Below are 21,250 nucleotides of genomic sequence, written 5' to 3'. Positions count from 1 at the left end.
TGCGCCCGTGCGGCGCCCGTCAGCCTGCGGCGGCGGTGAACTCGCCCCGTCAGCGCCGGTCAGTCCGGTTCGCGAGAGGAAAGCGAGCCCACCTCACGGGACGTCAACTCCCGGTTGTAGGCATGTACGTCGGCGATGTCACCGTTCCAGTAGTCGGCCGCCTTCCCATCGAACTTGCCGCGTCCGATCACCACAGTGCCGGTGGGTTTCACGCTGCTGGAGGCCACCCTGGTTCCCGCGAGCCGGCCGTCCACGTAGACCTGCATCCGGTGGTCCTTCTGACTGTACGTGCCGGTCAGGTGGTACCAGCGGCCGGGCTGCGGCTTCTCGGGCGTCTTCGCGACCGTACGGGCACCGCTGAAACTGAAGGCGAAGTTCCCGTCCGGGCCGGAGTACTGGAGGAAGAACGTGCTGATCCGGTCGCCGTCCTGGGACAGGGCGGTGTGGATGCCGGTCATGCCCTGGGGGTTGAGGCGCACCCGCGCGGCGACCGAGTAGTCCTTGCCCACGGTGTCGAGCCGGGTGTTGGAGTCCGCGTATCCGCTGGTGCCGTCCAGTTGCACGGCGCCGCCCTCGGGGCCGTCGGTCCACTGCGTGCCGCCCCTGACCACGGCGTCGTGCTCGCCGGCCTTCGCGGTGCCGGACTGGTGCAGGGGCCACCAGCCGAGGCCCTGCAGCGACTCGGCGTCGCCACCCGGTTTCGCCCCGGCCTGTTCCTTCCCGGAGTCCTGGCCGCGCACCAGTTGGACGACGACGAAGGCCAGCGCGATGGTCAATACGGTGATCGTGGTGATGAGCGGCCATCTGCGCGGCATGAATTTCCTCAGGAGGTGCGGCATGTGTCACTGGTGATTACGCGTCCGATCCGGAAGTGGTTCGGTGTGCCGTTAAGTTGTGACAGGCCTGTGAGACAGCGGACCTGTCCGCCCCTGGATGTGCGCCGGTGCGCCGGGATATGCGGCGACGCCTTGTCCGGGGCAGTGGAACATGGGGAGTTGCGACGTTCCGGCGGCGCGGGCGCATCGTCCGCCAACCGTTCCCGAGTGTTCACGACGCGGTCGCCGGCGTCCGCCGTCCTTCCCCGGCTGTTCACCAGGAAGGACCACGCCGCGACCAGTCGCTGGTTCTCGGCGACCTGCCGGGCGACGCCCCGCACTTCGACCAGATGCTCCAGGTAGAGGTCCCGGGCTCGCATCTTCTTCTTGCGCGCCTGGCCACGCATCTGCATCCGGACGGCAACGGTGACGCCGATCGACAGCACCACGAAGGCGATGCCCAGCAGAATCAGTAGCTTTCTGCCGCCGGACATCAGCCATGCTGATGCTGGACAGCAGGGGCATGAGCATGTAGATCCAGTTCGCGCCCGAGTCCTTGCCGACCGGCTACGGCGGCGCCGAGAGCACCACCGGTTCCGTCGGGAGCTGTGGCGGGACGACCCTGGGGGGGCGATGGAAGATGATGCGGGACATCGAGGCTCTTCATCTGTGCTGTGACCTTGGCGCCGGGGCGGACACAGGGGCTTCCGTCAGGACACGAGCCCGCGCACCGCGACCGGCAGATCCCGTTCAGGGAGTACGGCCGGGGCGCGCGGGGTCGGCGGATCAGTTCGCGGCGAAGCCGCCCCCGCCCGAGGTGCGAGGTCCGGGATGTCCCGGTCCCGTCGGACGCAGTCCCGAGAGGAGGCCGTTGAAGCTGTCGGTGACGACGGCCAGACTTGCCGCCCGCTGCTCCTGCACGGCCTGGTTCGCGCTGTCGACCGCCACGATGATCAAGTCGGCGAGGATCTCCGGATCGTCAGGGTCGATCACCGAGGGATCGATGCGCAGCGCGACTATCCGGCCGTCGCCGGAGACCGTCGCCGCGACCAGACCGTCGTGCCGTAGCCGGTGGCCTGGACTTTCGTCAGGTCCTCCTGGACGCCCGCCATCTCGCCCTCCGTACGGCGGGCCTGGTGAGCCGGCGCGGCGAAGTCGATCCGACCGTTGTCGGACATGGCGTCACGTTCCCTGCGTTGGGGAAGAAGAGGCGTGGTGGCGGCTGTGGGGCGCCCGGGACGGGCCTGCTGTCGGCGTCAGATGTGCGTGTTCGTGGCCCACACCTGCTTCCCACCGGCCATGATGACGACGTTGCCGTCGGGCTGGATGACCAGGGTGGCGTTGGTGAAGCCGGCGGGGTTCGAGGCCCATATCGCTCGACCGGCTGCGGTGTAGATGACGAGATTGCCGTCATCCTGGAAGGCCGCCATGTTGCCCTCGCCGGAGGTGCCGGCAGCCCAGAGCACCCGCTTTTCCTGCCGGTCGTAGAGCACGAGGTTGCCGTCGGCCTGCATGCCCAGCTGCAGCCGGTCGGACTTCCAGGACGTGGCGGCGTGCAGCTTCGCGACCGGCTTGATGACGACGGGCGCCGGAGTCGTCGTACGGGTTTTGTCCGCGGCGTGTTCCGGGATCTTGGCCTGGGCGGTCGTCTGCCCCGTCGGTGAGGTGTGCCTCGTGGTCCCCGTGCTGGGGAAAGTGGTCCCCGGGCTGGGGAGAACCCCGGAGGGCGCCTGGCTCTCGCCCTTGTCGTCGTGCTTCTTGGGCGTCGACGACGCGGATTCCAGCCCTCCCGGCACGCCGGGGCTCGACGCGGCCGGTTTCGCCCCACCCGGTTTCGCCCCGGCCTGTTCCTTCCCGGAGTCCTGGCCGCGCACCAGTTGGACGACGACGAAGGCCAGCGCGATGGTCAATACGGTGATCGTGGTGATGAGCGGCCATCTGCGCGTCATGAATTTCCTCAGGAGGTGCGGCATAAATGTGTCACTGGTGATTACGCGTCCGATCCGGAAGTGGTTCGGTGTGCCGTTAAGTTGTGACAGGCCTGTGAGACAGCGGACCTGTCCGCCCCTGGATGTGCGCCGGTGCGCCGGGATATGCGGCGACGCCTTGTCCGGGGCAGTGGAGGGGAGAGTCCGCTCGGCCTGTGACCGGTGTAGGAGCCGGGTACGGCATACGCGCCGGGCCGGGCGTTCGGTCGGTCAGGCGTCCAACAGCTCGCGCAGCGTGGCCTCGCCGACGCGGAGACATTACTGCGGAGGAGCTCGGCCTACTCAGCGCACCCTGATCATCGCGGGCTGTGTCCTCACCATCGCCGGGATCGCCGTCCTGATCGCCATGGTCAACAGCTCCCCGGCACCCGGCCCTTCGCCCCCCGGACTCCTCCGCGCCGCCCGCCCCGGCGCGTCCGGAAAACGACGCCGCGCCAGTCGCCACCGGTCCCTCCTCTCGTGGGGACCGGTGCCGAATGGCGCAGGCGGCTCGGGACCGCGCCGGGCCGGGATGCACGTAAAGCCCCTGGTCAGGTTGGGGTCCGTACTTCATTCGGGATGAAGGGGACGCGGGTTCAAGACGCCAGGCGCCGCAGCCGACTGGCTGCCTCCTGGAGGACGTCGTCCCTCTTGCAGAAGGTGAAGCGGACCTGGCTGCGGCCGGCGTCGAGGTCGTCGTAGAAAACGGAGTTGGGGATGGCGACGACGCCGCAGCGTTCGGGGAGGGCGCGGCAGAAGGCGTAGGCGTCCTTCTCACCGAAGGAGGTGATGTCGGTGGTGATGAAGTAAGTGCCCTGGGGTTGGTAGACCTCGAACCCGGCCGCGCGCAGGCCGTCGCCGAGCAGATTGCGCTTGCGACGGAGGTTGGTGCGGAAGCTGTCAAAGTACGAGTCCGGCAGGCGCAGCGCTTCGGCGATCGCGTACTGGAAGGGGCCCGCGCTGACGTACGTCAGGTACTGCTTGGCCGTCCGGACCGCTGAGACGAGCGGGCCGTTCGCCGTGACCCAGCCAACCTTCCATCCGGTGAACGAGAAGGTCTTGCCGGCGGACGAAATGGAGACGGTGCGCTCACGCATGCCGGGCAGGGCCGCGATGGGGCGGTGCGTGCCCTCATAGACAAGGTGCTCGTACACCTCGTCGGTGACGACCAGCAGGTCGTGCTCGATGGCGAGTGCGGCGATGGCGCTCTGCTCTTCGGCGGTGAGGACCATCCCGGTCGGGTTGTGAGGCGTGTTGAGGAGAAGGAGGCGGGTCTGCGGGGTGATCTTGGACCGCAGCTCGTCCAGGTCCGGGCGGAAGGACGGCGCGCGCAGGGTGAGCGGTACGCGCTTCGCTCCCGCCATGGCGATGCAGGCAGCGTAGGAGTCGTAGAAGGGCTCGAAGGCGATGACCTCGTCTCCTGGTTCGAGGAGGGCGAGCATGGTCGCGGCGATCGCCTCCGTCGCCCCTGCGGTGACCAGGACCTCCGTGTCCGGGTCGAAGCTCAGGCCGTAGAAGCGGCGCTGGTGGTCGGCGATCGCCTGACGCAGCTCCGGGATGCCCGGGCCCGGCGGGTACTGGTTGCCGCGGCCGTCGCGCAGCGCTCGTACGGCGGCCTCGCGTACTGACTCCGGGCCGTCCGTGTCCGGGAAGCCCTGGCCCAGGTTGATCGCGCCCGTCGCTGTCGCCAGTGCCGACATTTCCGCGAAGATCGTCGTCCCGAGCCCGTCCAGCCTGCGGTTCAGCAGCGGCCTGCCGCCCATGTCTTTACCATCCTCACCCGGGTATCCGTCGATTCTTCGAGCGCCATCCTGGACTATGCCCAAACGGGCGCTCACGCGGCCAGTGTCCAATAGGTAGGCGAAAGGGGATTGACCCAGCCGACCTTCCAGCCGGTGAAGGAGTACGTCTTGCCGGCCGAGCCGATGGTGACGGTGCGTTCGCGCATCCCGGGGAAGCCGGCGAGCGGGAGGTGCTCGCCCTCGAGGACCAGGTGTTCGTAGACCTCGTCGGTGACGACCAGGAGGTCGCGCTCGCAGGCCAGTGCGGCGATCGCGCCGAGTTCCTCACGGGTGAGGACGGTGCCGGTGGGATTGTGCGGGCTGTTCAGCAGGATCAGCCGGGTGCGGGGGGTGACGGCGGCGCGCAGTTCGTCGAGGTCGAGGCGGTAGGTGCCGGTGGCCGCGTCGGGGTGGAGGGTGACGGGGACGCGGCTGCCGCCCGCCATGGCGATGCAGGCGGCGTACGAGTCGTAGTACGGCTCCAGGGCGATCACCTCGTCGCCGGGCTCCAGCAGGGCCAGCAGGGCCGCGGCGATGGCCTCGGTGGCGCCCGCGGTGACCAGGACCTCGGTGTCGGGGTCATGGACGAGCCCGTAGCGCCGTTGCTGGTGGTCGGCGATCGCGGTGCGCAGTTCGGGTACGCCGGGGCCCGGCGGGTACTGATTGCCGTGCCCGGCCCGCAGGGCACGGATCGCGGCCTCGCGGATCTCCTGAGGGCCGTCCGTGTCGGGGAAGCCCTGGCCGAGGTTGATGGAGCCGGTCCGTACGGCAAGCGCCGACATCTCCGCGAAGATCGTCGTGCCGAACTCTGCGAGGCGGCGGTTGAGCAGCGGTCGTCCCTGTGTCATGGCCGCCATCCTGCGCGGAAGCTCTGGAGTTGCTCAAGTCTGCTTTGGCCGTGCGGGGGCGAGGGCATCCCCCACTCACGCAAGAAGCGGACCGAGCAGACGGAAGCGAAGGACCTCTTTCGGGGGAACGGAAGGACGTGAGGTCGGTGGGGACTTTTGTCGGAGTGGTGATCGCGGCGGCGGTGATCGGACTGATCGTCTCGCTCGTGAAGGGGGCCGGGAACAGAAAGAAGTCGCGCGGACGGAGCGCGCGCCGGGGTGCGGGCGGTGGCAGCGCCGCGGGCGGCAGCTGGTGGGCGGGCGGTGACAGCGGCGGTGGCTCCTCCTGCGGCGGTGGCAGCAGCAGCCACTCCGGTGGTCACTCGGGTGGTCACTCCGGTGGTCACTCCGGGGGGCATTCGTGCGGCGGCGGCCACTCCTCGTGCGGTGGCGGTTCGTCGTGCGGCGGCGGGGGCGGATGCGGCGGAGGCAGCTGACACGGGGCAGCTGGTCCGTGACCGGGCGATGTCCTTCGCCCGGTGCCGGACCCTCGCGGTCCGGTGCCCGACAGGTGTCCGGCGGGTGAACTCCCGCCGGACACCTTTTTGTTGGGCGTTTTGCGAGATGCCGGTGAACAGATGATCCGAGAGACCCCCGAGGGGATGGAAACCACGGCAAGTTGGGTAAAAACCCTGTGGATGCGGCTTATTCGTGATTCCCTCGATGGAGAGAACATCCAGCCCTCGGACCCCAGTTGGACCTGATCGGGCGCTTCCCCCCTCCCGCGTGCAAGCACGTCGGAGGCGTCCACTGTCCATGTGTCCACGCTTGTTTGCGGAGCCGACCCATGCTCACGACCCTCCAGACGGCCTATTCCGACACCCGTGCTGCCGACCTGGCCTGGGCGCTGGGGCGCGAACCGCTCCCCGCCCTGGCCGTGCTCGACCTCGATCTCGCGGGTGCCCGGCTTCAGATGCGCCTGCTCGGCGCCTCCCACCAGGTCCTCCTGGAGGAGGACCGGGGTACCTGTTCCGAAACCGTCGCGTGCATCCCCGGCAGCAGCACACCGCTGCCGCTCGGGGTCGCCAAACGGCTCGGTGAATGGGAGTACGAGTTCGCGGCGCGCGTCGAGACGCTCTCGGCGGGCTCGTTCGCCGGGCGCGCGCAGGAACTCCTCGCGCTCGTGGCCGACCATCCCCACGGTCTCGCCGGGACGTTCCCCGGCAGCCCGCACGCCTTCACCGCCATGCTCGGCCAGCGGACCGAGGGCCAGGTGCGGTGGCGCACCTGGCATGCGTATCCGCAGGAGGGGCAGTTGGTGGTGACGCGTACCCGAGTGGGGATGCGGATTCCGGCGGCAGCACACTGACACGGACCCAACTCCCTGGTGAGTACGCCACTTACATCCTTGTGGGTGACAGGCGGCCACCTTATTGTGACGTAGCGTTCGCCTCATGATCGACCAGCAGGTGTCGCTGCGAGGGGGCGCGGCGTGTCTTCCCGTACGGCCGAGGACCGGCCGGTGTCTCGTGCTGGCCGCTGTCTTCGTCTGTGCCGCCTGCGGTCTGGTGTACGAGCTCGAACTGGTGGCGCTCGCTTCCTACTTGATCGGTGATTCGGTCACCCAGGCGTCCGTCGTGCTCTCCGTGATGGTGTTCGCGATGGGCGTCGGCTCGCTCCTCGCGAAACGTTTACGCAGCCGTGCCGCGGTCGGTTTCGGGCTGATCGAGGCGGCGCTCGCACTCGTCGGCGGTTCCTCGGCGATCGTGCTGTACGCGTCGTTCGCCTGGATCGGGGAGTCGCGGTTCGCCCTGGTCGGGTTCTCGCTCACGATCGGCGTCCTGATCGGTGCGGAGATCCCCCTGTTGATGACGCTGATCCAGCGGGTCGACCGGCAGGACGCGGGCGGGACCGTCGCGGATCTGTTCGCCGCCGACTACGTGGGCGCGCTGGTCGGCGGGCTGGCATTCCCCTTCCTGCTGCTGCCGGTGCTCGGCCAGCTCACGGGGGCGCTGCTGACCGGCACGGTCAACGCGGCGGCGGGCGGGGCGCTGGTGCTGTGGGTGTTCCGGCGGGACCTCACCTCGCGCTCCCGGTGGCTGCTGATCCTCGTCAACGTCATGGTGATCGCCGTGCTCGCCACCGCGACCGCGCTGGTCGACGACTTCGAGCGGGCGGCGCGGCGTGCCGTGTACGGGGACGGGGTGCGGGTCGCGGTGCAGACCGGGGTGCAGGAGGTCGTGCTGACGGGGGCGGGCCGCGGCTCCCTCGACCTGTATCTGGACGGGCGACTGCGGGTCAGCGGGCGCGACGAGTACCGCTACCACGAGGCGCTGGTGCATCCGGCGATGAGCGGGCCGCGCGCCCGCGTCCTGATCCTGGGCGGCGGCGACGGCCTGGCCGCACGGGAGGTGCTGCGCTACCCGGAGGTACGCGGCGTCACCCTCGTCGAGCTCGACTCCGGTCTCACCCGGCTGGCCCGTACCGACCGCGCGCTCTCGGCGCTGAACGCCCACGCGTTCCGTGATCCGCGGCTGACGGCCGTCGACGCGGACGCCTTCAACTGGCTGCGAGGGGCGCACGGCAGGTACGACGTGGTGATCTCCGATCTGCCCGACCCGGGGATCTCCGACAGCACGAAGCTGTACTCGGCGGAGTTCTACGGTCTGATCGCCGAGACCCTCGCCCCGGGCGGCCGGCTGGTGGTGCACGGGGGCCCGCCGGTCACCCGGCCGCGTACGTACTGGACGGTGGATGCGTCGATGAGGGCGGCGGGCCTGCGCACCCGCCCGTACCGGATCAGCGGCCGGCTCCCCGATTTCGCGGCCGGCCCCGACCGGGCCACGCACCGGGCGCGGGCCGAGGACGGCTGGGGCTTCGTCCTCGCCGGCCGGGGCACGGCGCCCGCGCTCCGGCTCGGCCCCGGGGTGCCGAAGCTGCGGTCGCTGACACAGCCCTCGCTGGTGTGCGCGGGGCGGGACGCGGAGAGCGCCCGGCCGCGCGGGCCGCTGCCGCCGTCGACGCTGGTGCATCCGCGGTACTGGGAGGAGCGGTGAACCGAGCGCGGCGCGGGAGGGGTGTTTGGCCGGGCTCGGTGTGTGCCGGGAAGGGTGCGGGGAGGGGCGGTGGGCCGGGCCTCGTACGCCGTGAGCCCGGCGGCCCCGCGACGCGGAATCGCTGACGGGACGGCCGGGGCTGAGTAGGCTCGGTTTCCATGGAGCATGAGGTGTTCGTTCCGGTTCCGGTCCCGGCCCTTCGGCGGACGCTGGGCGATCCCGCCCGCGTCGCGCGCTGCGTACCGGGGCTCCAGCAGGACGCCGACGCGTCCGCGGGCCCGCTGTCCGGCCGGCTCAAGGTCCGGGTCGACGGCCACACGATCACGTACCGCGGCGCGCTGCGGTTCACCGCTTCCCCGCAGGACGGTCCGGACGGGGCCGGGATCCTGGTGACGGGCGAGGGCGTCGAGGCCCGGGGGACCGGTTCGGCGAAGCTGGTCCTGACGATCGGCCTGACACGGAAGGACGGCGGTACGGCCATCGGGTTCGCGGGTACGGCGAGCGGCGAGGGCCGCATCCTGGACCTGGACCCGGCGGCGGCGCTCGCGGCGGCCTGCCGCCTGCTGGACCGCTTCGCACAGCAGCTGGTGACGGAGACGCTGGCGGAGGGTGGTGCGGACGGCTCCACGGGTGGTGAGGCGGTGGGCGAGGTTCTCGACGAGGCCGAGCGGTCCGTCGGGGACGCGGTGGAACAGGCCATCGAGGAGGCGGCCGAGGAGGCCGACACGACCGGCGTGGCCCGCGCCCGCGGCGCCGCTCCGGATGCCGTCGACGACTCCGGCGCGGACCTCGCCGACGCCGCCACCGATGTCACCGGCGCCGTCGACGATGCCGGCGACTCCGGTGCGGATGACGCCGCCGCGGACGAGGCGCCCGCCGGTGAGAAGCCCCCGGGCACGGGATCCGTCTTCGACGCCCCTGTTCCCCCGCCGTCGCTCGATCCCGAGGCAGCGGTGGAGTTCACCGTCCCCGACGGCCCCCCGGCCGAGGCCGCGCACGCCAGGCGGACCATGATCGGCCGCAGCGCCGAGGAGGTCGACCACGCGCCGCCGCGCGGCCGGTACGCGCCCGTACCGTCACCCGATTCGACCACCGCGGGCGCCGCACTCCGCTGGGTAGCTCCCGCCGCGGCGCTCGCGCTCGCGTCGGCGGTCGTGGTGAGCCGGGCGCTGAGGCGGCGGAGGTAGCCGCGCCAGTAATGTCGGTCGGGTGAGTAGCAGCGAGAAGGACGTCCGGCTTTCCGTCGGCGACGCAGAGTTGACCGTGAGCCCCGACAACGGCTGTCGCATCAGCAGCCTGCGGATCGGTGGCACCGAGTTGCTGCGGCAGGGGGAGCGGTACGGCTGCTTCCCGATGGTGCCGTGGTGCGGGCGCACCGAGAACGGGCTCTTCCGCAACGGCGGCGTCTCGCACCGGCTGCCGCTGAACGCCCCGCCGCACGCCATCCACGGCACCGGCAGGGACACGGCCTGGAGCACCGCCCGGGTGGGCGAGCGGGAGGCCGCGTTCTATTACGACCTCGCCGATCCCTGGCCCTATCCGGGCCGGGTGACCCAGACGGTCGAACTGGCCGAGGACTCGCTCACGCTCGCCTTCGGCGTCGAGACGTACGGGGATTCGTTCCCGGCACAGGCCGGCTGGCACCCCTGGTTCCTGCGCGATCTCGGCGGCGGCAAGGACGTACAGCTGGCCTTCGACGCGGCCTGGCAGGAGGAGCGGGGCGAGAACCATCTGCCGACCGGCCGCCGCATTGCGCCCCGGCCCGGCCCGTGGGACGACTGCTTCGGGATGCCGGACGGCGTCGACGTGACGCTCACCTGGCCGGAACAGCTGGAGCTGACCGTGAAGAGCCGGGCCGAATGGGTCGTGATCTACGACGAGCAGGCCGAGGCGGTCTGCGTGGAGCCGCAGTCCGGTCCGCCGAACGGCCTGAACACCGCCCCCCAGTACGTCACCCCGATCGAACCGCTGGAGATCGCGACAACCTGGAGCTGGCGCCGACTCTGATCCGAGTGGGGCTCTGATTCGGGCACAGGCTCTGATCCGGGCGTGGGCCCGGGCTCGGGCCGCGTGCTCCGGCGGGAGCCGTCAGACCGGTCGGCGTGGGCCGTGAAGTGGGCGCCTTAAGCTCGTAGCCATGACTGACGTACGTGCTGAGCTGCTCCAGCAGATCAAGGACAAGGCCGTGGTACACGGCAAAGTGACCCTCTCCTCGGGTCTTGAGGCCGACTGGTACATCGACCTGCGCCGCATCACGCTGGACGGCAAGGCCGCTCCGATGGTCGGTCAGGTCATGCTCGACGCCACCGCCGAACTGGACTACGACTGCGTGGGCGGGCTGACGCTGGGCGCCGACCCGGTCGCCACCTCGATGCTGCACGCCTCCGCCGCGCGCGGGCAGGAACTGGACGCGTTCGTCGTCCGCAAGGCGCAGAAGGCGCACGGGATGCAGCGCCGTATCGAGGGCACGGACGTGAAGGGCCGCCGCTGTCTCGTCGTCGAGGACACCTCGACGACCGGCGGTTCGCCGCTGACGGCCGTCGAAGCGGTGCGTGAGGCCGGTGGCGAGGTCGTCGCCGTCGCCACGATCGTGGAGCGGGGTGCGGCTCCGGCCATCGCCGAGGCCGGTCTCCCGTATGTCCACGCCTACACGGTGGCGGACCTCGATCTCGCCTGACGTACGGGTTGACCTGCGGCTTTCTCCAAGGGTGGGCTGTTTCACGTGAAACAGCCCACCCTTGGCGCGTCCCCGTGGATCGTCTGCCCGGGCACGGGGGCACCGGGCCGGGTGGAGCCGGAGCGAGAGTCTGGGAAGATGGGGGCGACGATGACGTCGCCCCCAGGTCAGGGAACCAGCAACGCACACCCGCACATCCCAAGGAGCGGACAGATGCCCATCGCAACCCCCGAGGTCTACGCCGAGATGCTCGACCGGGCGAAGGCAGGCAAGTTCGCCTACCCGGCCATCAATGTGACGTCGACCCAGACCCTGCACGCTGCACTGCGCGGCTTCGCGGAGGCGGAGAGCGACGGCATCGTCCAGATCTCCACCGGTGGGGCGGAGTTCCTGGGCGGCCAGTACAACAAGGACATGGTCACGGGCGCCGTCGCCCTTGCCGAGTTCGCGCACATCGTCGCCGCCAAGTACGACGTCACGGTCGCGCTGCACACCGACCACTGCCCCAAGGACAAGCTGGACGGTTACGTACGTCCGCTGCTCGACATCTCCGCCGCGCGCGTCGCCAAGGGCCAGAACCCGCTGTTCCAGTCGCACATGTGGGACGGTTCGGCCGAGACCCTCGCCGACAACCTGGCCATCGGTCAGGAGCTGCTCGCCAAGGCCGCCGCCGCCAAGATCATTCTTGAGGTCGAGATCACCCCGACCGGCGGCGAGGAGGACGGCGTCACGCACGAGATCAACGACGAGCTGTACACGACCGTCGACGACGCGCTGCGTACCGCCGAGGCGCTCGGTCTGGGCGAGAAGGGCCGCTACCTGCTGGCCGCCTCCTTCGGCAACGTCCACGGCGTCTACAAGCCGGGCAACGTCGTGCTCCGTCCCGAGCTGCTGAAGGACCTCCAGGAGGGCGTCGCCGCCAAGTACGGCAAGACAGCTGGTAGCCAGCCCTTCGATTTCGTCTTCCACGGCGGCTCCGGCTCCACCGAGCAGGAGATCGCCACCGCGCTGGAGAACGGCGTCGTGAAGATGAACCTCGACACCGACACCCAGTACGCCTTCACCCGCCCGATCGTGGACCACGTGTTCCGCAACTACGACGGTGTGCTGAAGGTCGACGGCGAGGTCGGTAACAAGAAGGTCTACGACCCGCGCAGCTGGGGCAAGTCCGCCGAGGCGGGCATGGCCAAGCGCGTCACGGAGGCCTGCGCCAACCTGCGTTCCACCGGCACCAAGCTGAAGTAGCGGCCGGCACGAAGCGTGGCCGTGGGCCCGGCATCCCAGAGACCGTGGGGGTGCCGGGCCCACGGCATGTCCGAGAAGAGTGATGAGGGATCGCCGTGAGTTCCAGTGCGCGCTACGACTTCGACACCGCCGTCGACCGACGGGGCACCTGGTGCGTCCAGTGGGACGGGGTCGCGGACCGGTTCGGGGTGGACGGGCTGTTGCCGTTCACCATCTCCGACATGGACTTCGAGACCGCGCCGGAGGTGCTGGACGCGCTGCGGGCCCGGCTCGACCACGGGGTGTTCGGCTACACGATGTGGCAGCAGGACGACTTCCGCTCGGCGATAGCCCACTGGTACGCGACCCGGCACGGGACCCGGATAGACGCCGGGCAGCTGGTGTACGGGCCGTCCGTGCTCAGTCAGCTCTCGCAGCTGCTGCAGATGTGGACGGCCGACGGCGACGGCGTCGTCGTCCACGCCCCGACGTACGACGGTTTCCGCAAGGCGATCACCGGGCTCGGGCGCGAACTGCGCGGCGTGCCGGTGGGGGACACGGCCGCGCTGGAACGCGAGCTCGCCCGCTCCGACAGCAAGGTCCTGCTCGTCTGCTCGCCGCACAACCCGACGGGCCGGGTGTGGGCGGAGGCCGAACTCCGGGAGATGTCGGCGCTCGCCGCCCGGCACGGGGTCGCGGTGATCAGCGACGAGATCCACGCGGACTTCGTGCACGAGGGGCGCGTGCACGTGCCGTGGACGCGGGTCGGCGGCGAGGGGCGCTGGGCGCTGATCTCCTCCGCGTCGAAGGCGTTCAACTTCCCGGCGCTGAACGGCTCGTACGGACTGATCGGCGACCCGGCCGACCGGACGGAGTTCCTGCGCCGCATGGAGACGGCGGAGGGGCTCGCCTCCCCGGCGGTGCTGTCGCTCACCGCGCACATCGCCGCGTACCGGGAGGCCGGGGCGTGGCTGGACGAGGCCCGCGCGTATGTCGCCGGGAACCTGGCGCTGGTCGCGGAACGGCTGAACGGGGCGTTCCCGGAACTGGGCTGGGAGCCGCCGCAGGCCGGATACCTGGCCTGGATCGATCTGCGCCCGGCGGGTGTCGACGACGACGAGGCGTTGCAGCGGGTGCTGATCGAGCGGGAAAAGGTCGCGGTGATGCCGGGGACGGTGTACGGGGCCGAGGGCTTCGTACGGCTGAACGTCGGGTGCCCCCGGTCCAAGGCGGAGGCGGGCGTGGAGGCGCTGATTCGGGGTGTGCGGGTGGTGGCGCGCTGATTCGGGGTGTGCGGGTGGTGGCGCGCTGTGGACTGGCCGCGCGGACGGGGAGCGGGGATGCTGCTCGCATGGGCGAGACACCCGCCGGTGGGATTCGTGCCGCCTCCGCACCCGGACGCTGGATCATCCTCACCACCGTCCTCGGCTCCAGCATGGCGATGCTGGACTCCACCGTCATCAACGTGGCCCTGCCCCGCATCGGCAGGGACCTCGGCACCGACCTGGCTGCCCTCCAGTGGACCGTCAACGCCTACATGCTGACGCTCGCCGGGCTGATCCTCCTCGGGGGCGCCCTCGGTGACCGGTACGGACGGCGGCGGGTCTTCGTCGTCGGCGTCGTCTGGTTCGCCACCGCGTCCGTGCTGTGCGGTATCGCGCCGAACGCCGCCGTCCTGATCGCCGCCCGTGCCCTCCAGGGCATCGGCGGGGCGCTCCTCACTCCCGGTTCGCTGGCGCTGATCCAGGCAAGCTTCCATCCGGACGACCGGGCCCGCGCCGTCGGGCTGTGGTCGGGGCTCGGCGGGGTCGGCGCCGCCGTCGGGCCGTTCGTCGGCGGATGGCTCGTCGACGGGCCCGGCTGGCGGTGGGTGTTCCTGCTCAACGTGCCGCTCGCCGCGGTCTGCCTGCCGGTGGCGCTGCGCCACGTACCGGAATCGCGTGACCCGCACGCGCACGGACGCTTCGACGTACTGGGCGCCGTGCTCGGCGCGCTCGCCCTCGCCCTGGTGACGTACGCGCTGATCGAGGCGCCGGGACAGGGGGCGTCCGGTGCGGTGATCGGGGCGGCCGTCGGCGGGATCGTGCTCGGGGCGGCGTTCGTACGGCTGGAGCGGCGGCGGCCGGACCCGATGCTGCCGCCGTCGGTGTTCGCGTCCCGGCAGTTCACCGTCGTCAACATCATCACCCTCTGTGTGTACGCGGCGCTCGGCGGCTACTTCTTCCTCTCCGCGATCCAGCTCCAGGTCGTGGCCGGCTACTCGGCCCTCGGCGCCGGCACGGCCCTGCTGCCCACGACCGTGTTGATGCTGCTCTTCTCGGCTGCCTCGGGCGAATTGGGGCAGCGCATCGGACCCCGCATCCCGCTCACCGTCGGCCCACTCGTTGCTGCCACCGGAATGCTGCTGATGTTGCGGGTCGGGCCGGGATCGAGCTCCGTATCCGGCTATCTCACCGACGTGCTTCCCGCGGTCGGTGTGATCGGCGTCGGACTCGTCACCATGGTGGCACCGCTCACCGCGACCGTCCTGGCCTCCGTGGACACCGCACGGGCCGGCCTCGCCAGCGGGATCAACAACGCGGCCGCCCGTGCCGCCGGGCTGATCGCGGTGGCCGCGCTCCCGCTGCTCGCCGGGATGGGCCCGGAGGCCTACCGGAACGCCGGCGAGTTCGCCTCGACGTTCCGGCGGGCCATGCCGATGTGCGCCGGGCTGCTCGTACTGGGCTCACTGATCGCCTGGGCGACCGTACGGAAGCCGGCCGTAACGGCGGACGAGGAGGCGAAGCCGCGGCCCAAGTGCACGGTGCACTGCGGCGTCGCCGCCCCGCCCCTGGAGCCCGTGCAGGAGGAGAAGGGGGACCAGGGCGCGAACTGACCCGCTACGGACCGCCATCGCACCGGCGCGTACGGGCTCCTCGCGGCGCACCCGGGCACCTCCCGGCGTGATCCGGCCCTCCGTACGGCTCCCGGGTACCCCGGCGCGCAGGTGACAGGCACACTTGAACTCATGTCGATCCACGAGAACCTGCTCGGGGGACCTCCCCCGACCCACCTGCCCGACGACCCGGAGCCGCGCGAGCTGCTCGCGAACGGCACGGCCCCCGCCGATGTCGCCGCGAAGTACCCGACCTCCTCCCTGGCCTGGGCACAGCTCGCCGACGAGGCGTTCGAGGGCGGCCGCGTCATCGAGTCGTACGCCTACGCCCGTACCGGCTACCACCGCGGCCTCGACGCGCTGCGCAGGGCCGGCTGGAAGGGCCACGGCCCCGTACCGTTCGAGCACGAGCCGAACCGCGGCTTCCTGCGCGCCCTGCACGCCCTGGCGCGGGCCGCCCAGGCGATCGGTGAGCAGGAGGAGTACGAGCGCTGCTCGACGTTCCTCCGCGACTCCTCGCCGACCGCCGCGGAGACCCTCGGCTAGACGTTCCGGCGTTCCGGTTCCGGCGTTCAGACATTCAGGCGTTCCGAGATTCAGGCGTTCAGACGTTCACGGCTGAACGTTCACTGGTCGTACCGGGCCGGTCGCACACATACCGGACCCCGCAGACAGAGCCCCACGTCTGCGGGGTCTGCGCACTCGCGCGGGCCCCGTCTAGGATGCCGACAGGGGACCGGAGCTCCACCACCTCACGGAAGGGGCGGACCGCTACCCGGAAGCTCGTGTCGAGGAGACAGCAATGTCGACGATCCACCCCGACCCCGAAGCCACCGGTGCGCAGACCCCGCACCTCGACTTCGCGGGAACGACTCCGTACGAGGACTACGTCCAGGCCGATGTCCTGACCCATCTCCAGCACCTTCGCTCCGACGACCCGGGCGAAATGGTCTTCCTGGTCACCACCCAGGTCATGGAGCTGTGGTTCACCGTCATCGTCCACGAGTGGGAGACCGCCGCGCACGCCCTGCGCGAGGACCGGCTGACCGTCGCACGCGACGCGCTCAAGCGGTCGGTGCGGGAACTGGAGGCGCTCAACGCCTCCTGGACGCCGCTCGCCCAGCTCACCCCCGCCCAGTTCAACTCCTACCGCGCCGCCCTCGGCGAGGGCTCCGGCTTCCAGTCGGCGATGTACCGGCGGATGGAGTTCCTGCTCGGCGACAAGTCCGCGTCCATGCTCGTGCCGCACCGGGGCGCGCCCCGCGTCCACGCCGAGCTGGAGAAGGCGCTCGCCGAACCGAGCCTGTACGACGAGGTGCTCGCCCTGCTCGCGCGGCGCGGCCACCCCGTACCGCAGGCCGTGCTCGGGCGGGACCTCACGCAGAAGTACGAACCGTCCCCCGAGGTCGAGGCCATTTGGGCGGCGATCTATGCCAACCCGGACCAGCACGACGAACTGGTCAGGCTCGGCGAGGCGCTGACCGACGTCGGCGAACTGGTGTGGCGCTGGCGCAACGATCATCTCGTCGCCACCCGGCGGGCGATGGGCTCGAAGACCGGGACCGGCGGTTCCGCCGGGGTCGCGTGGCTGGAGAAGCGGGCCACGAAGAACGTCTTCCCCGAGCTGTGGACGGCGCGCAGCCATGTCTGAGACCTTCGCCGCGCGGGCCGCGGCACTCGACGCCGCCGACCGGCTCGCCGATCTGCGCAAGCTGTTCACCCTCGACGACACCGTCTACCTCGACGGCAACTCGCTGGGCGCGCTGCCCGCCCACGTACCCGCCCGGGTGCAGGAGGTCCTCACCCGCGAGTGGGGCGAGCTGCGCATCCGGTCCTGGGACGAGAGCGGCTGGTGGACCGCGCCCGAGCGGATCGGCGACCGGATCGCCCCGCTCGTCGGGGCCGCCGCTGGGCAGATCGTCGTCTCCGATTCCACCAGCGTGAACGTCTTCAAGGCCGTCGTCGCCGCGACCCGGCTGGCGCCCGGTGGACGCGACGAGATCCTCGTCGACGCGACGACGTTCCCCACGGACGGGTACATCGCCGCGTCCGCGGCCCGGATGACCGGCCACCGGCTCGTCCCGGTCGCCCCCGCCGACGTACCGGACGCCCTCGGTCCGCGTACCGCCGCCGTCCTGCTCAACCATGTCGACTACCGCACCGGCAGGCTCCACGACCTGCCCGGACTCACCGCCACCGTGCACGCGGCGGGTGGCCTCGCCGTCTGGGACCTGTGCCACAGCGCGGGCGCCCTGCCGGTCGGGCTCGACGCGCACGGCGTGGACCTCGCGGTCGGCTGTACGTACAAGTACCTGAACGGCGGCCCCGGCTCGCCCGCCTACCTGTACGTCGCCGAGCGCCACCAAGCGGCCTTCGACTCGCCCCTGCCGGGGTGGACGTCGCACGCCGACCCGTTCGGCATGACACCCGGGTACGCCCCGGCGGACGGTGCGGTACGGGGCCGGGTCGGCACCCCCGACATCCTGTCCATGCTGGCGCTCGAAGCGTCGCTCGACGTGTGGAACGGAGTGCCGGTCGAGGCGGTACGGGCCAAGTCCCTGGCGCTGACGGACTTCTTCCTGGAGTGTGTCGCCGCGTACGTGCCCGAAGGCCGGGTCACCTCCCTCACCCCGGCCGCGCACGCGGAACGCGGCAGTCAGGTCGCGCTGCGGTGCGAGGACGCGGAGCCGGTGATGAGCGCGCTCATCGCACGGGGCGTCGTCGGGGATCTGCGGCGGCCGGACGTGCTGCGGTTCGGGTTCACCCCGCTGTACGTGGGTTTCACGGACGTGGAGCGGGCGGCGCGAGTGCTGGGTGAGGTGCTGGCGGAGGGGTCCCCGGAGGAGCAGGCGGACGCCTCCGGGGGGAGCTGAGCTCCTGCCGTGATCCTCGGCGGGGACGGGAGCCTTCCGTACTGGTACCGTCCCCGCAGGTCAGGCCAGTTGGGCTCAGCTACAGGACGGTTGGAGCAGCATGTCGGATTCTGCCGCGCGTGATCGTGACGCAGCCGAGACCGAGTCGGCCCTCTCGCATCCACCGGTCGCCCCCGACACATCCGCCGGCTACGGCAACCACCCCGACCAGCTGATCGACTTCTACGCCCCGCGCGACGGGCGGACCGGGGCGCCGGTCGTGGTCGTCCTGCACGGCGGATCGTGGCGGGCGCCGTACGACCGGCAGCATGTGTCGCCGTTCGCGGACTTCCTGGCCCGGCGCGGCTTCGCCGTGGCCAGTGTCGAGTACCGGCGGGGCAGCGAGATCCCGCAGCAGCGGGGTTCCGGTCCGGTCGCGGGCCGTTGGCCGGAGACCTTCGACGATGTCGCCGCGGCGATGGACGCGCTGCCGGCGCTGCTGGCCCGGGAGCTCCCGGAGGCCGATGCCCGGCGGATCGTCGTCACCGGGCACTCCGCCGGCGGGCAGCTCGCCCTGTGGGCCGCCGCCCGGCACGTACTGCCCGAGGGTTCGCCGTGGCGGCTGCCCGCACCGCCGCCGCTGCGGGGCGTGGTCGCCCTCGCGCCGATCGCCGACTTCACCACGGCCGTCGAGCTGAACGTCTGCTCGGGGGCGGTCGGCCAGTTCCTCGGCCGCGAGGAGGACTTCGAGGAGCGCGCCGCGCACGCCGACCCGGCCGTGCTGCTGCCCACCGGCATCGCGACCACCGTCGTGCAGGGCACCACCGACGTCGATGTGCCGCAGGCCGTCGCGGAGGCGTTCGTCGACGCGGCGGCAAAGGCGGGCGAGACGGTGGGCCTGACTCTGCTGCCCGACGTCGGCCACTATCCGCTGATCGATCCGGCGAGCGACGCGTGTGCGGTGGTGGCGGAGGAGCTCGCCCAGCTTGCCTGGTGAGCGGGGGCCGACGGCGGTGCGGGCCCCGTAGTACTTGAGACGGACGGCGCAGGATCCGTATCACTGCTGACGACCCGCGCCGGTTCGGCCCCTACCGTGGAAACGTGACCGAGACCAAGAGAAGAAGCCCCGAGTACCGAGTGGCCGCCGGGGCGTTGGATGGCCTGCGGCAGGACCTGTTCCGTAACGCCTTCGCCTACCGTCCGCTGCAGCAGATGCGGACCGACGGGCCGCTGGTGCGACGGCTGCCGAAGCGGATGCGTGAGCGTGCCGTCTGGACACCCCATGCGCTGGTCGGGGCGGTCGCGCTGTTCGTGGCCTTCATGGGCCTCGTCTCGGTGGACTCCGGCGGGCTGCCTTTCGTGCCCGACGTCATCGTGCTCGCGCTGCTTCCGGCGGTCACCGTGCTGATGACACTGGTCAGGCCGGTCGGTGCGTTCTGGATATCGATGGCGCTCACCCCGTTGACGGCGGTCGTCAATGGCGGCTCCTGGCCCTGGACGCCGAGCGCCTTCCTTTCGCATCTGACGGTGCTGGTCGTGGTCGCCGCCCGGACCCGCCCCCGTACGGCTGCCTGGATGTGGGGCTTCACGGTGCTGCTCGGCACCGTGTTGGAGAACGTCGGCTGGCACCCCACGTCGAACACCACTGCCTTCGCCGTGGTGTCCGCGTTCGCGCTGCTGGTGGTGACCGTGGTGCAGATCCGTCGCGACGCGGAACGCGAGGTGACCGTGCAGCGCACCGTGACCGCCGTGGAACGCGACCGGCGCACGCTCCTGGAGGAGCGCACCACCATCGCCCGGGAGCTGCACGACGTGGTCGCGCACCACATGTCGGTCGTCGCAATCCAGGCCGAGGCCGCCCCGTACCGGGTGGAGAATCCGCCGCCCGAGCTGGAGCAGGCCTTCGTCACGATCCGGGAGAACGCGGTCGCCGCCCTCACCGAACTGCGCCGGGTCCTCGGCGTCGTACGGGCCGAGGACTACCAGGCGCCGGACGCCCCGCAGCCCACCCTCGCCCAGCTCGACGGGCTCCTCGTCAATGTGCGCGAGGCGGGTCTGGAGACGGAGAAGACGATCACTGGCGCCGTACGTGAACTGCCGCAGGGCGTCGAGCTGTCGGCGTACCGGATCATTCAGGAAGCCCTCAGCAACACGCTGCGCCATGCACCGGGCGCCACCGCCAAGGTCGAGATCGGCTATGTGCTGGGCGGACTCGGTCTGCGGGTCGTCAACGGGCCGCCGACCGGTCCGGTGAAGCCCTCGCCGGGGGCCGGCCACGGGATCACGGGGATGCGGGAGCGGGTCGCGATGCTGGACGGCGACATGACGGCCGAGCCGACGGCGGAGGGCGGTTACGAGATCACCGTGTTCATCCCCGTCCAGCCCGCCCGCGATACGGATGAGACGCACAAGGCGCAGGAGTCGCACAAGGCGCAGGTGGAGCAGGTATGACCGCCACCTCCGCCGTCCCGCCCATCCGGGTGCTGATCGTCGACGACCAGATGATGGTCCGCGAGGGGTTCTCGGTGCTGCTCAACGCCATGCCGGGGATCGAGGTCGTCGGCGAGGCCGTCGACGGCCGGCAGGCCATCGCGCAGGTCGCGGCGCTGCGCCCCGACGTGGTGCTGATGGACATCCGGATGCCCGAGCTCAACGGCATCGAGGCCACCCGCGAGATCGTCGCCGCCGACGCGGACGCCAAGGTGCTGGTGCTGACCACTTTCGACCTGGACGAGTACGTGTACCAGGCGCTGCGGGCCGGGGCGTCCGGCTTCCTGCTCAAGGATGCCTCCGCCCGTCAACTCGCCGACGGCGTACGAGTGGTGGCCGGCGGTGAGGCGCTGCTCGCCCCGACCGTCACCAAGCGGCTGATCAACGAGTTCTCCAAGCTCGCCGAGGTCCCGCGCCCGCCCGCCTTCGCCCGGGTCGGCGACCTCACGGAGCGCGAGACGGAGGTGCTCGTGCTCATCGCCCAGGGCCGGTCCAACGCGGAGATCGCCTCCCGTCTCGTGGTCGCCGAGTCCACCATCAAGACACATGTGAGCCGCATCCTGGTGAAGCTGGGGCTGCGCGACCGCACGCAGGCGGCCGTCTTCGCGTACGAGGCCCGGCTGGTCACACCTTCCTGAGCGGAGGTGGGCAGAGGTGGGCCCGGCTGGGCTGGGCCGAGGCGAGGC

General features: G+C 71.0%; 20 protein-coding genes and 1 pseudogene. 14 read left to right on the top strand and 7 right to left on the bottom strand.

The genetic code is table 11. From position 1 onward, the window contains the following. Nucleotides 1–59: 59 nt before the first annotated feature. From OG306_RS17805 to OG306_RS17775, 7 genes and pseudogenes are all read right to left on the bottom strand, one after another. Nucleotides 60–815 (bottom strand): LamG domain-containing protein, encoded by a 756-nt coding sequence (locus OG306_RS17805; RefSeq protein ID WP_266747130.1) that lies wholly within the window; start codon nucleotides 813–815, stop codon nucleotides 60–62. A gap of 8 nt (nucleotides 816–823) precedes the next feature. Next, nucleotides 824–1,309 carry a hypothetical protein gene (locus OG306_RS17800; protein ID WP_266747129.1) on the bottom strand — a complete coding sequence of 162 codons (486 nt, stop codon included), beginning with the start codon at nucleotides 1,307–1,309 and terminating at the stop codon, nucleotides 824–826. A gap of 292 nt (nucleotides 1,310–1,601) precedes the next feature. After that, nucleotides 1,602–1,820 (bottom strand): YbaB/EbfC family nucleoid-associated protein, encoded by a 219-nt coding sequence (locus tag OG306_RS17795; protein WP_266752277.1) that lies wholly within the window; start codon nucleotides 1,818–1,820, stop codon nucleotides 1,602–1,604. A gap of 11 nt (nucleotides 1,821–1,831) precedes the next feature. Next, entirely contained in the window at nucleotides 1,832–1,993 is a 162-nt protein-coding gene (locus OG306_RS17790; RefSeq protein ID WP_266747128.1) for a hypothetical protein, read from the bottom strand. A gap of 78 nt (nucleotides 1,994–2,071) precedes the next feature. Further along, nucleotides 2,072–2,764 carry a hypothetical protein gene (locus tag OG306_RS17785; protein WP_266747127.1) on the bottom strand — a complete coding sequence of 231 codons (693 nt, stop codon included), beginning with the start codon at nucleotides 2,762–2,764 and terminating at the stop codon, nucleotides 2,072–2,074. Nucleotides 2,765–3,378: 614 nt separating this feature from the next. Next, on the bottom strand, nucleotides 3,379–4,545 hold the full coding sequence (locus OG306_RS17780; protein WP_266747126.1) for a pyridoxal phosphate-dependent aminotransferase: 1,167 nt from the start codon (nucleotides 4,543–4,545) through the stop codon (nucleotides 3,379–3,381). Nucleotides 4,546–4,655: 110 nt separating this feature from the next. Continuing rightward, nucleotides 4,656–5,411, bottom strand: a pseudogene (locus tag OG306_RS17775) (aminotransferase class I/II-fold pyridoxal phosphate-dependent enzyme); the annotation flags it as partial. 826 nt (nucleotides 5,412–6,237) lie between these two features. Here OG306_RS17775 and OG306_RS17770 point away from each other — a divergent pair. From OG306_RS17770 to OG306_RS17705, 14 genes are all read left to right on the top strand, one after another. After that, a complete protein-coding gene (locus tag OG306_RS17770) occupies nucleotides 6,238–6,759 on the top strand; it encodes a DUF2617 family protein (protein ID WP_266747125.1) in 522 nt (173 codons plus the stop codon). Between the two features lie 85 nt (nucleotides 6,760–6,844). Next, nucleotides 6,845–8,446 (top strand): polyamine aminopropyltransferase, encoded by a 1,602-nt coding sequence (locus OG306_RS17765; protein WP_266747124.1) that lies wholly within the window; start codon nucleotides 6,845–6,847, stop codon nucleotides 8,444–8,446. 158 nt (nucleotides 8,447–8,604) lie between these two features. Further along, a complete protein-coding gene (locus OG306_RS17760) occupies nucleotides 8,605–9,633 on the top strand; it encodes a carbon monoxide dehydrogenase (protein ID WP_266747123.1) in 1,029 nt (342 codons plus the stop codon). Nucleotides 9,634–9,655: 22 nt separating this feature from the next. Beyond that, complete coding sequence (locus OG306_RS17755; RefSeq protein WP_266747122.1) at nucleotides 9,656–10,453, top strand: aldose 1-epimerase; 798 nt, start codon at nucleotides 9,656–9,658, stop codon at nucleotides 10,451–10,453. 130 nt (nucleotides 10,454–10,583) lie between these two features. Further along, a complete protein-coding gene (pyrE, locus tag OG306_RS17750; RefSeq protein ID WP_266747121.1) occupies nucleotides 10,584–11,123 on the top strand; it encodes an orotate phosphoribosyltransferase in 540 nt (179 codons plus the stop codon). A gap of 213 nt (nucleotides 11,124–11,336) precedes the next feature. Further along, nucleotides 11,337–12,368, top strand: a complete 1,032-nt coding sequence (gene fbaA / locus OG306_RS17745; protein ID WP_266747120.1) for a class II fructose-bisphosphate aldolase — start codon at nucleotides 11,337–11,339, stop codon at nucleotides 12,366–12,368. A gap of 95 nt (nucleotides 12,369–12,463) precedes the next feature. Next, complete coding sequence (locus OG306_RS17740) at nucleotides 12,464–13,630, top strand: MalY/PatB family protein (RefSeq protein ID WP_266747119.1); 1,167 nt, start codon at nucleotides 12,464–12,466, stop codon at nucleotides 13,628–13,630. 68 nt (nucleotides 13,631–13,698) lie between these two features. Then, the gene (locus tag OG306_RS17735) at nucleotides 13,699–15,222 is read left to right on the top strand and encodes an MFS transporter (RefSeq protein WP_266906180.1); all 1,524 of its coding nucleotides are present in this window, start codon (nucleotides 13,699–13,701) and stop codon (nucleotides 15,220–15,222) included. 132 nt (nucleotides 15,223–15,354) lie between these two features. Next, complete coding sequence (locus OG306_RS17730; RefSeq protein ID WP_093899369.1) at nucleotides 15,355–15,768, top strand: DUF3151 domain-containing protein; 414 nt, start codon at nucleotides 15,355–15,357, stop codon at nucleotides 15,766–15,768. A 256-nt stretch (nucleotides 15,769–16,024) separates the two neighbouring features. Then, complete coding sequence (locus OG306_RS17725) at nucleotides 16,025–16,873, top strand: tryptophan 2,3-dioxygenase family protein (RefSeq protein ID WP_266747117.1); 849 nt, start codon at nucleotides 16,025–16,027, stop codon at nucleotides 16,871–16,873. Next, nucleotides 16,866–18,095: a kynureninase gene (gene kynU, locus OG306_RS17720; protein WP_266747116.1), complete on the top strand. Its 1,230-nt coding sequence runs from the start codon at nucleotides 16,866–16,868 to the stop codon at nucleotides 18,093–18,095. The genes OG306_RS17725 and kynU overlap by 8 nt, the downstream gene beginning before the upstream one ends. Before the next feature lie 100 nt (nucleotides 18,096–18,195). Continuing rightward, nucleotides 18,196–19,071 carry an alpha/beta hydrolase gene (locus OG306_RS17715; protein ID WP_266747115.1) on the top strand — a complete coding sequence of 292 codons (876 nt, stop codon included), beginning with the start codon at nucleotides 18,196–18,198 and terminating at the stop codon, nucleotides 19,069–19,071. A gap of 104 nt (nucleotides 19,072–19,175) precedes the next feature. After that, entirely contained in the window at nucleotides 19,176–20,525 is a 1,350-nt protein-coding gene (locus OG306_RS17710; RefSeq protein ID WP_266747114.1) for a sensor histidine kinase, read from the top strand. Continuing rightward, the gene (locus OG306_RS17705; RefSeq protein WP_266747113.1) at nucleotides 20,522–21,202 is read left to right on the top strand and encodes a response regulator; all 681 of its coding nucleotides are present in this window, start codon (nucleotides 20,522–20,524) and stop codon (nucleotides 21,200–21,202) included. Before OG306_RS17710 ends, OG306_RS17705 begins: the two co-directional genes overlap by 4 nt. Nucleotides 21,203–21,250: the final 48 nt, after the last annotated feature.

This window comes from Streptomyces sp. NBC_01241 (assembly GCF_041435435.1).
Classification (GTDB): Bacteria; Actinomycetota; Actinomycetes; order Streptomycetales; family Streptomycetaceae; genus Streptomyces.
This window is presented reverse-complemented; position numbering and strand designations above follow the sequence as displayed.

Bases quoted from the DNA above. Each gene is read 5' to 3' on its own strand.
- OG306_RS17805 (WP_266747130.1), bottom strand. From the start codon at position 815: ATGCCGCGCAGATGGCCGCTCATCACCACGATCACCGTATTGACCATC.
- OG306_RS17800 (WP_266747129.1), bottom strand. From the start codon at position 1,309: ATGTCCGGCGGCAGAAAGCTACTGATTCTGCTGGGCATCGCCTTCGTG.
- OG306_RS17790 (WP_266747128.1), bottom strand. From the start codon at position 1,993: ATGTCCGACAACGGTCGGATCGACTTCGCCGCGCCGGCTCACCAGGCC.
- OG306_RS17785 (WP_266747127.1), bottom strand. From the start codon at position 2,764: ATGACGCGCAGATGGCCGCTCATCACCACGATCACCGTATTGACCATC.
- OG306_RS17780 (WP_266747126.1), bottom strand. From the start codon at position 4,545: ATGGGCGGCAGGCCGCTGCTGAACCGCAGGCTGGACGGGCTCGGGACG.
- OG306_RS17770 (WP_266747125.1), top strand. From the start codon at position 6,238: ATGCTCACGACCCTCCAGACGGCCTATTCCGACACCCGTGCTGCCGAC.
- OG306_RS17765 (WP_266747124.1), top strand. From the start codon at position 6,845: ATGATCGACCAGCAGGTGTCGCTGCGAGGGGGCGCGGCGTGTCTTCCC.
- OG306_RS17760 (WP_266747123.1), top strand. From the start codon at position 8,605: ATGGAGCATGAGGTGTTCGTTCCGGTTCCGGTCCCGGCCCTTCGGCGG.
- pyrE (WP_266747121.1), top strand. From the start codon at position 10,584: ATGACTGACGTACGTGCTGAGCTGCTCCAGCAGATCAAGGACAAGGCC.
- fbaA (WP_266747120.1), top strand. From the start codon at position 11,337: ATGCCCATCGCAACCCCCGAGGTCTACGCCGAGATGCTCGACCGGGCG.
- OG306_RS17735 (WP_266906180.1), top strand. From the start codon at position 13,699: ATGGGCGAGACACCCGCCGGTGGGATTCGTGCCGCCTCCGCACCCGGA.
- OG306_RS17730 (WP_093899369.1), top strand. From the start codon at position 15,355: ATGTCGATCCACGAGAACCTGCTCGGGGGACCTCCCCCGACCCACCTG.
- OG306_RS17725 (WP_266747117.1), top strand. From the start codon at position 16,025: ATGTCGACGATCCACCCCGACCCCGAAGCCACCGGTGCGCAGACCCCG.
- kynU (WP_266747116.1), top strand. From the start codon at position 16,866: ATGTCTGAGACCTTCGCCGCGCGGGCCGCGGCACTCGACGCCGCCGAC.
- OG306_RS17715 (WP_266747115.1), top strand. From the start codon at position 18,196: ATGTCGGATTCTGCCGCGCGTGATCGTGACGCAGCCGAGACCGAGTCG.
- OG306_RS17705 (WP_266747113.1), top strand. From the start codon at position 20,522: ATGACCGCCACCTCCGCCGTCCCGCCCATCCGGGTGCTGATCGTCGAC.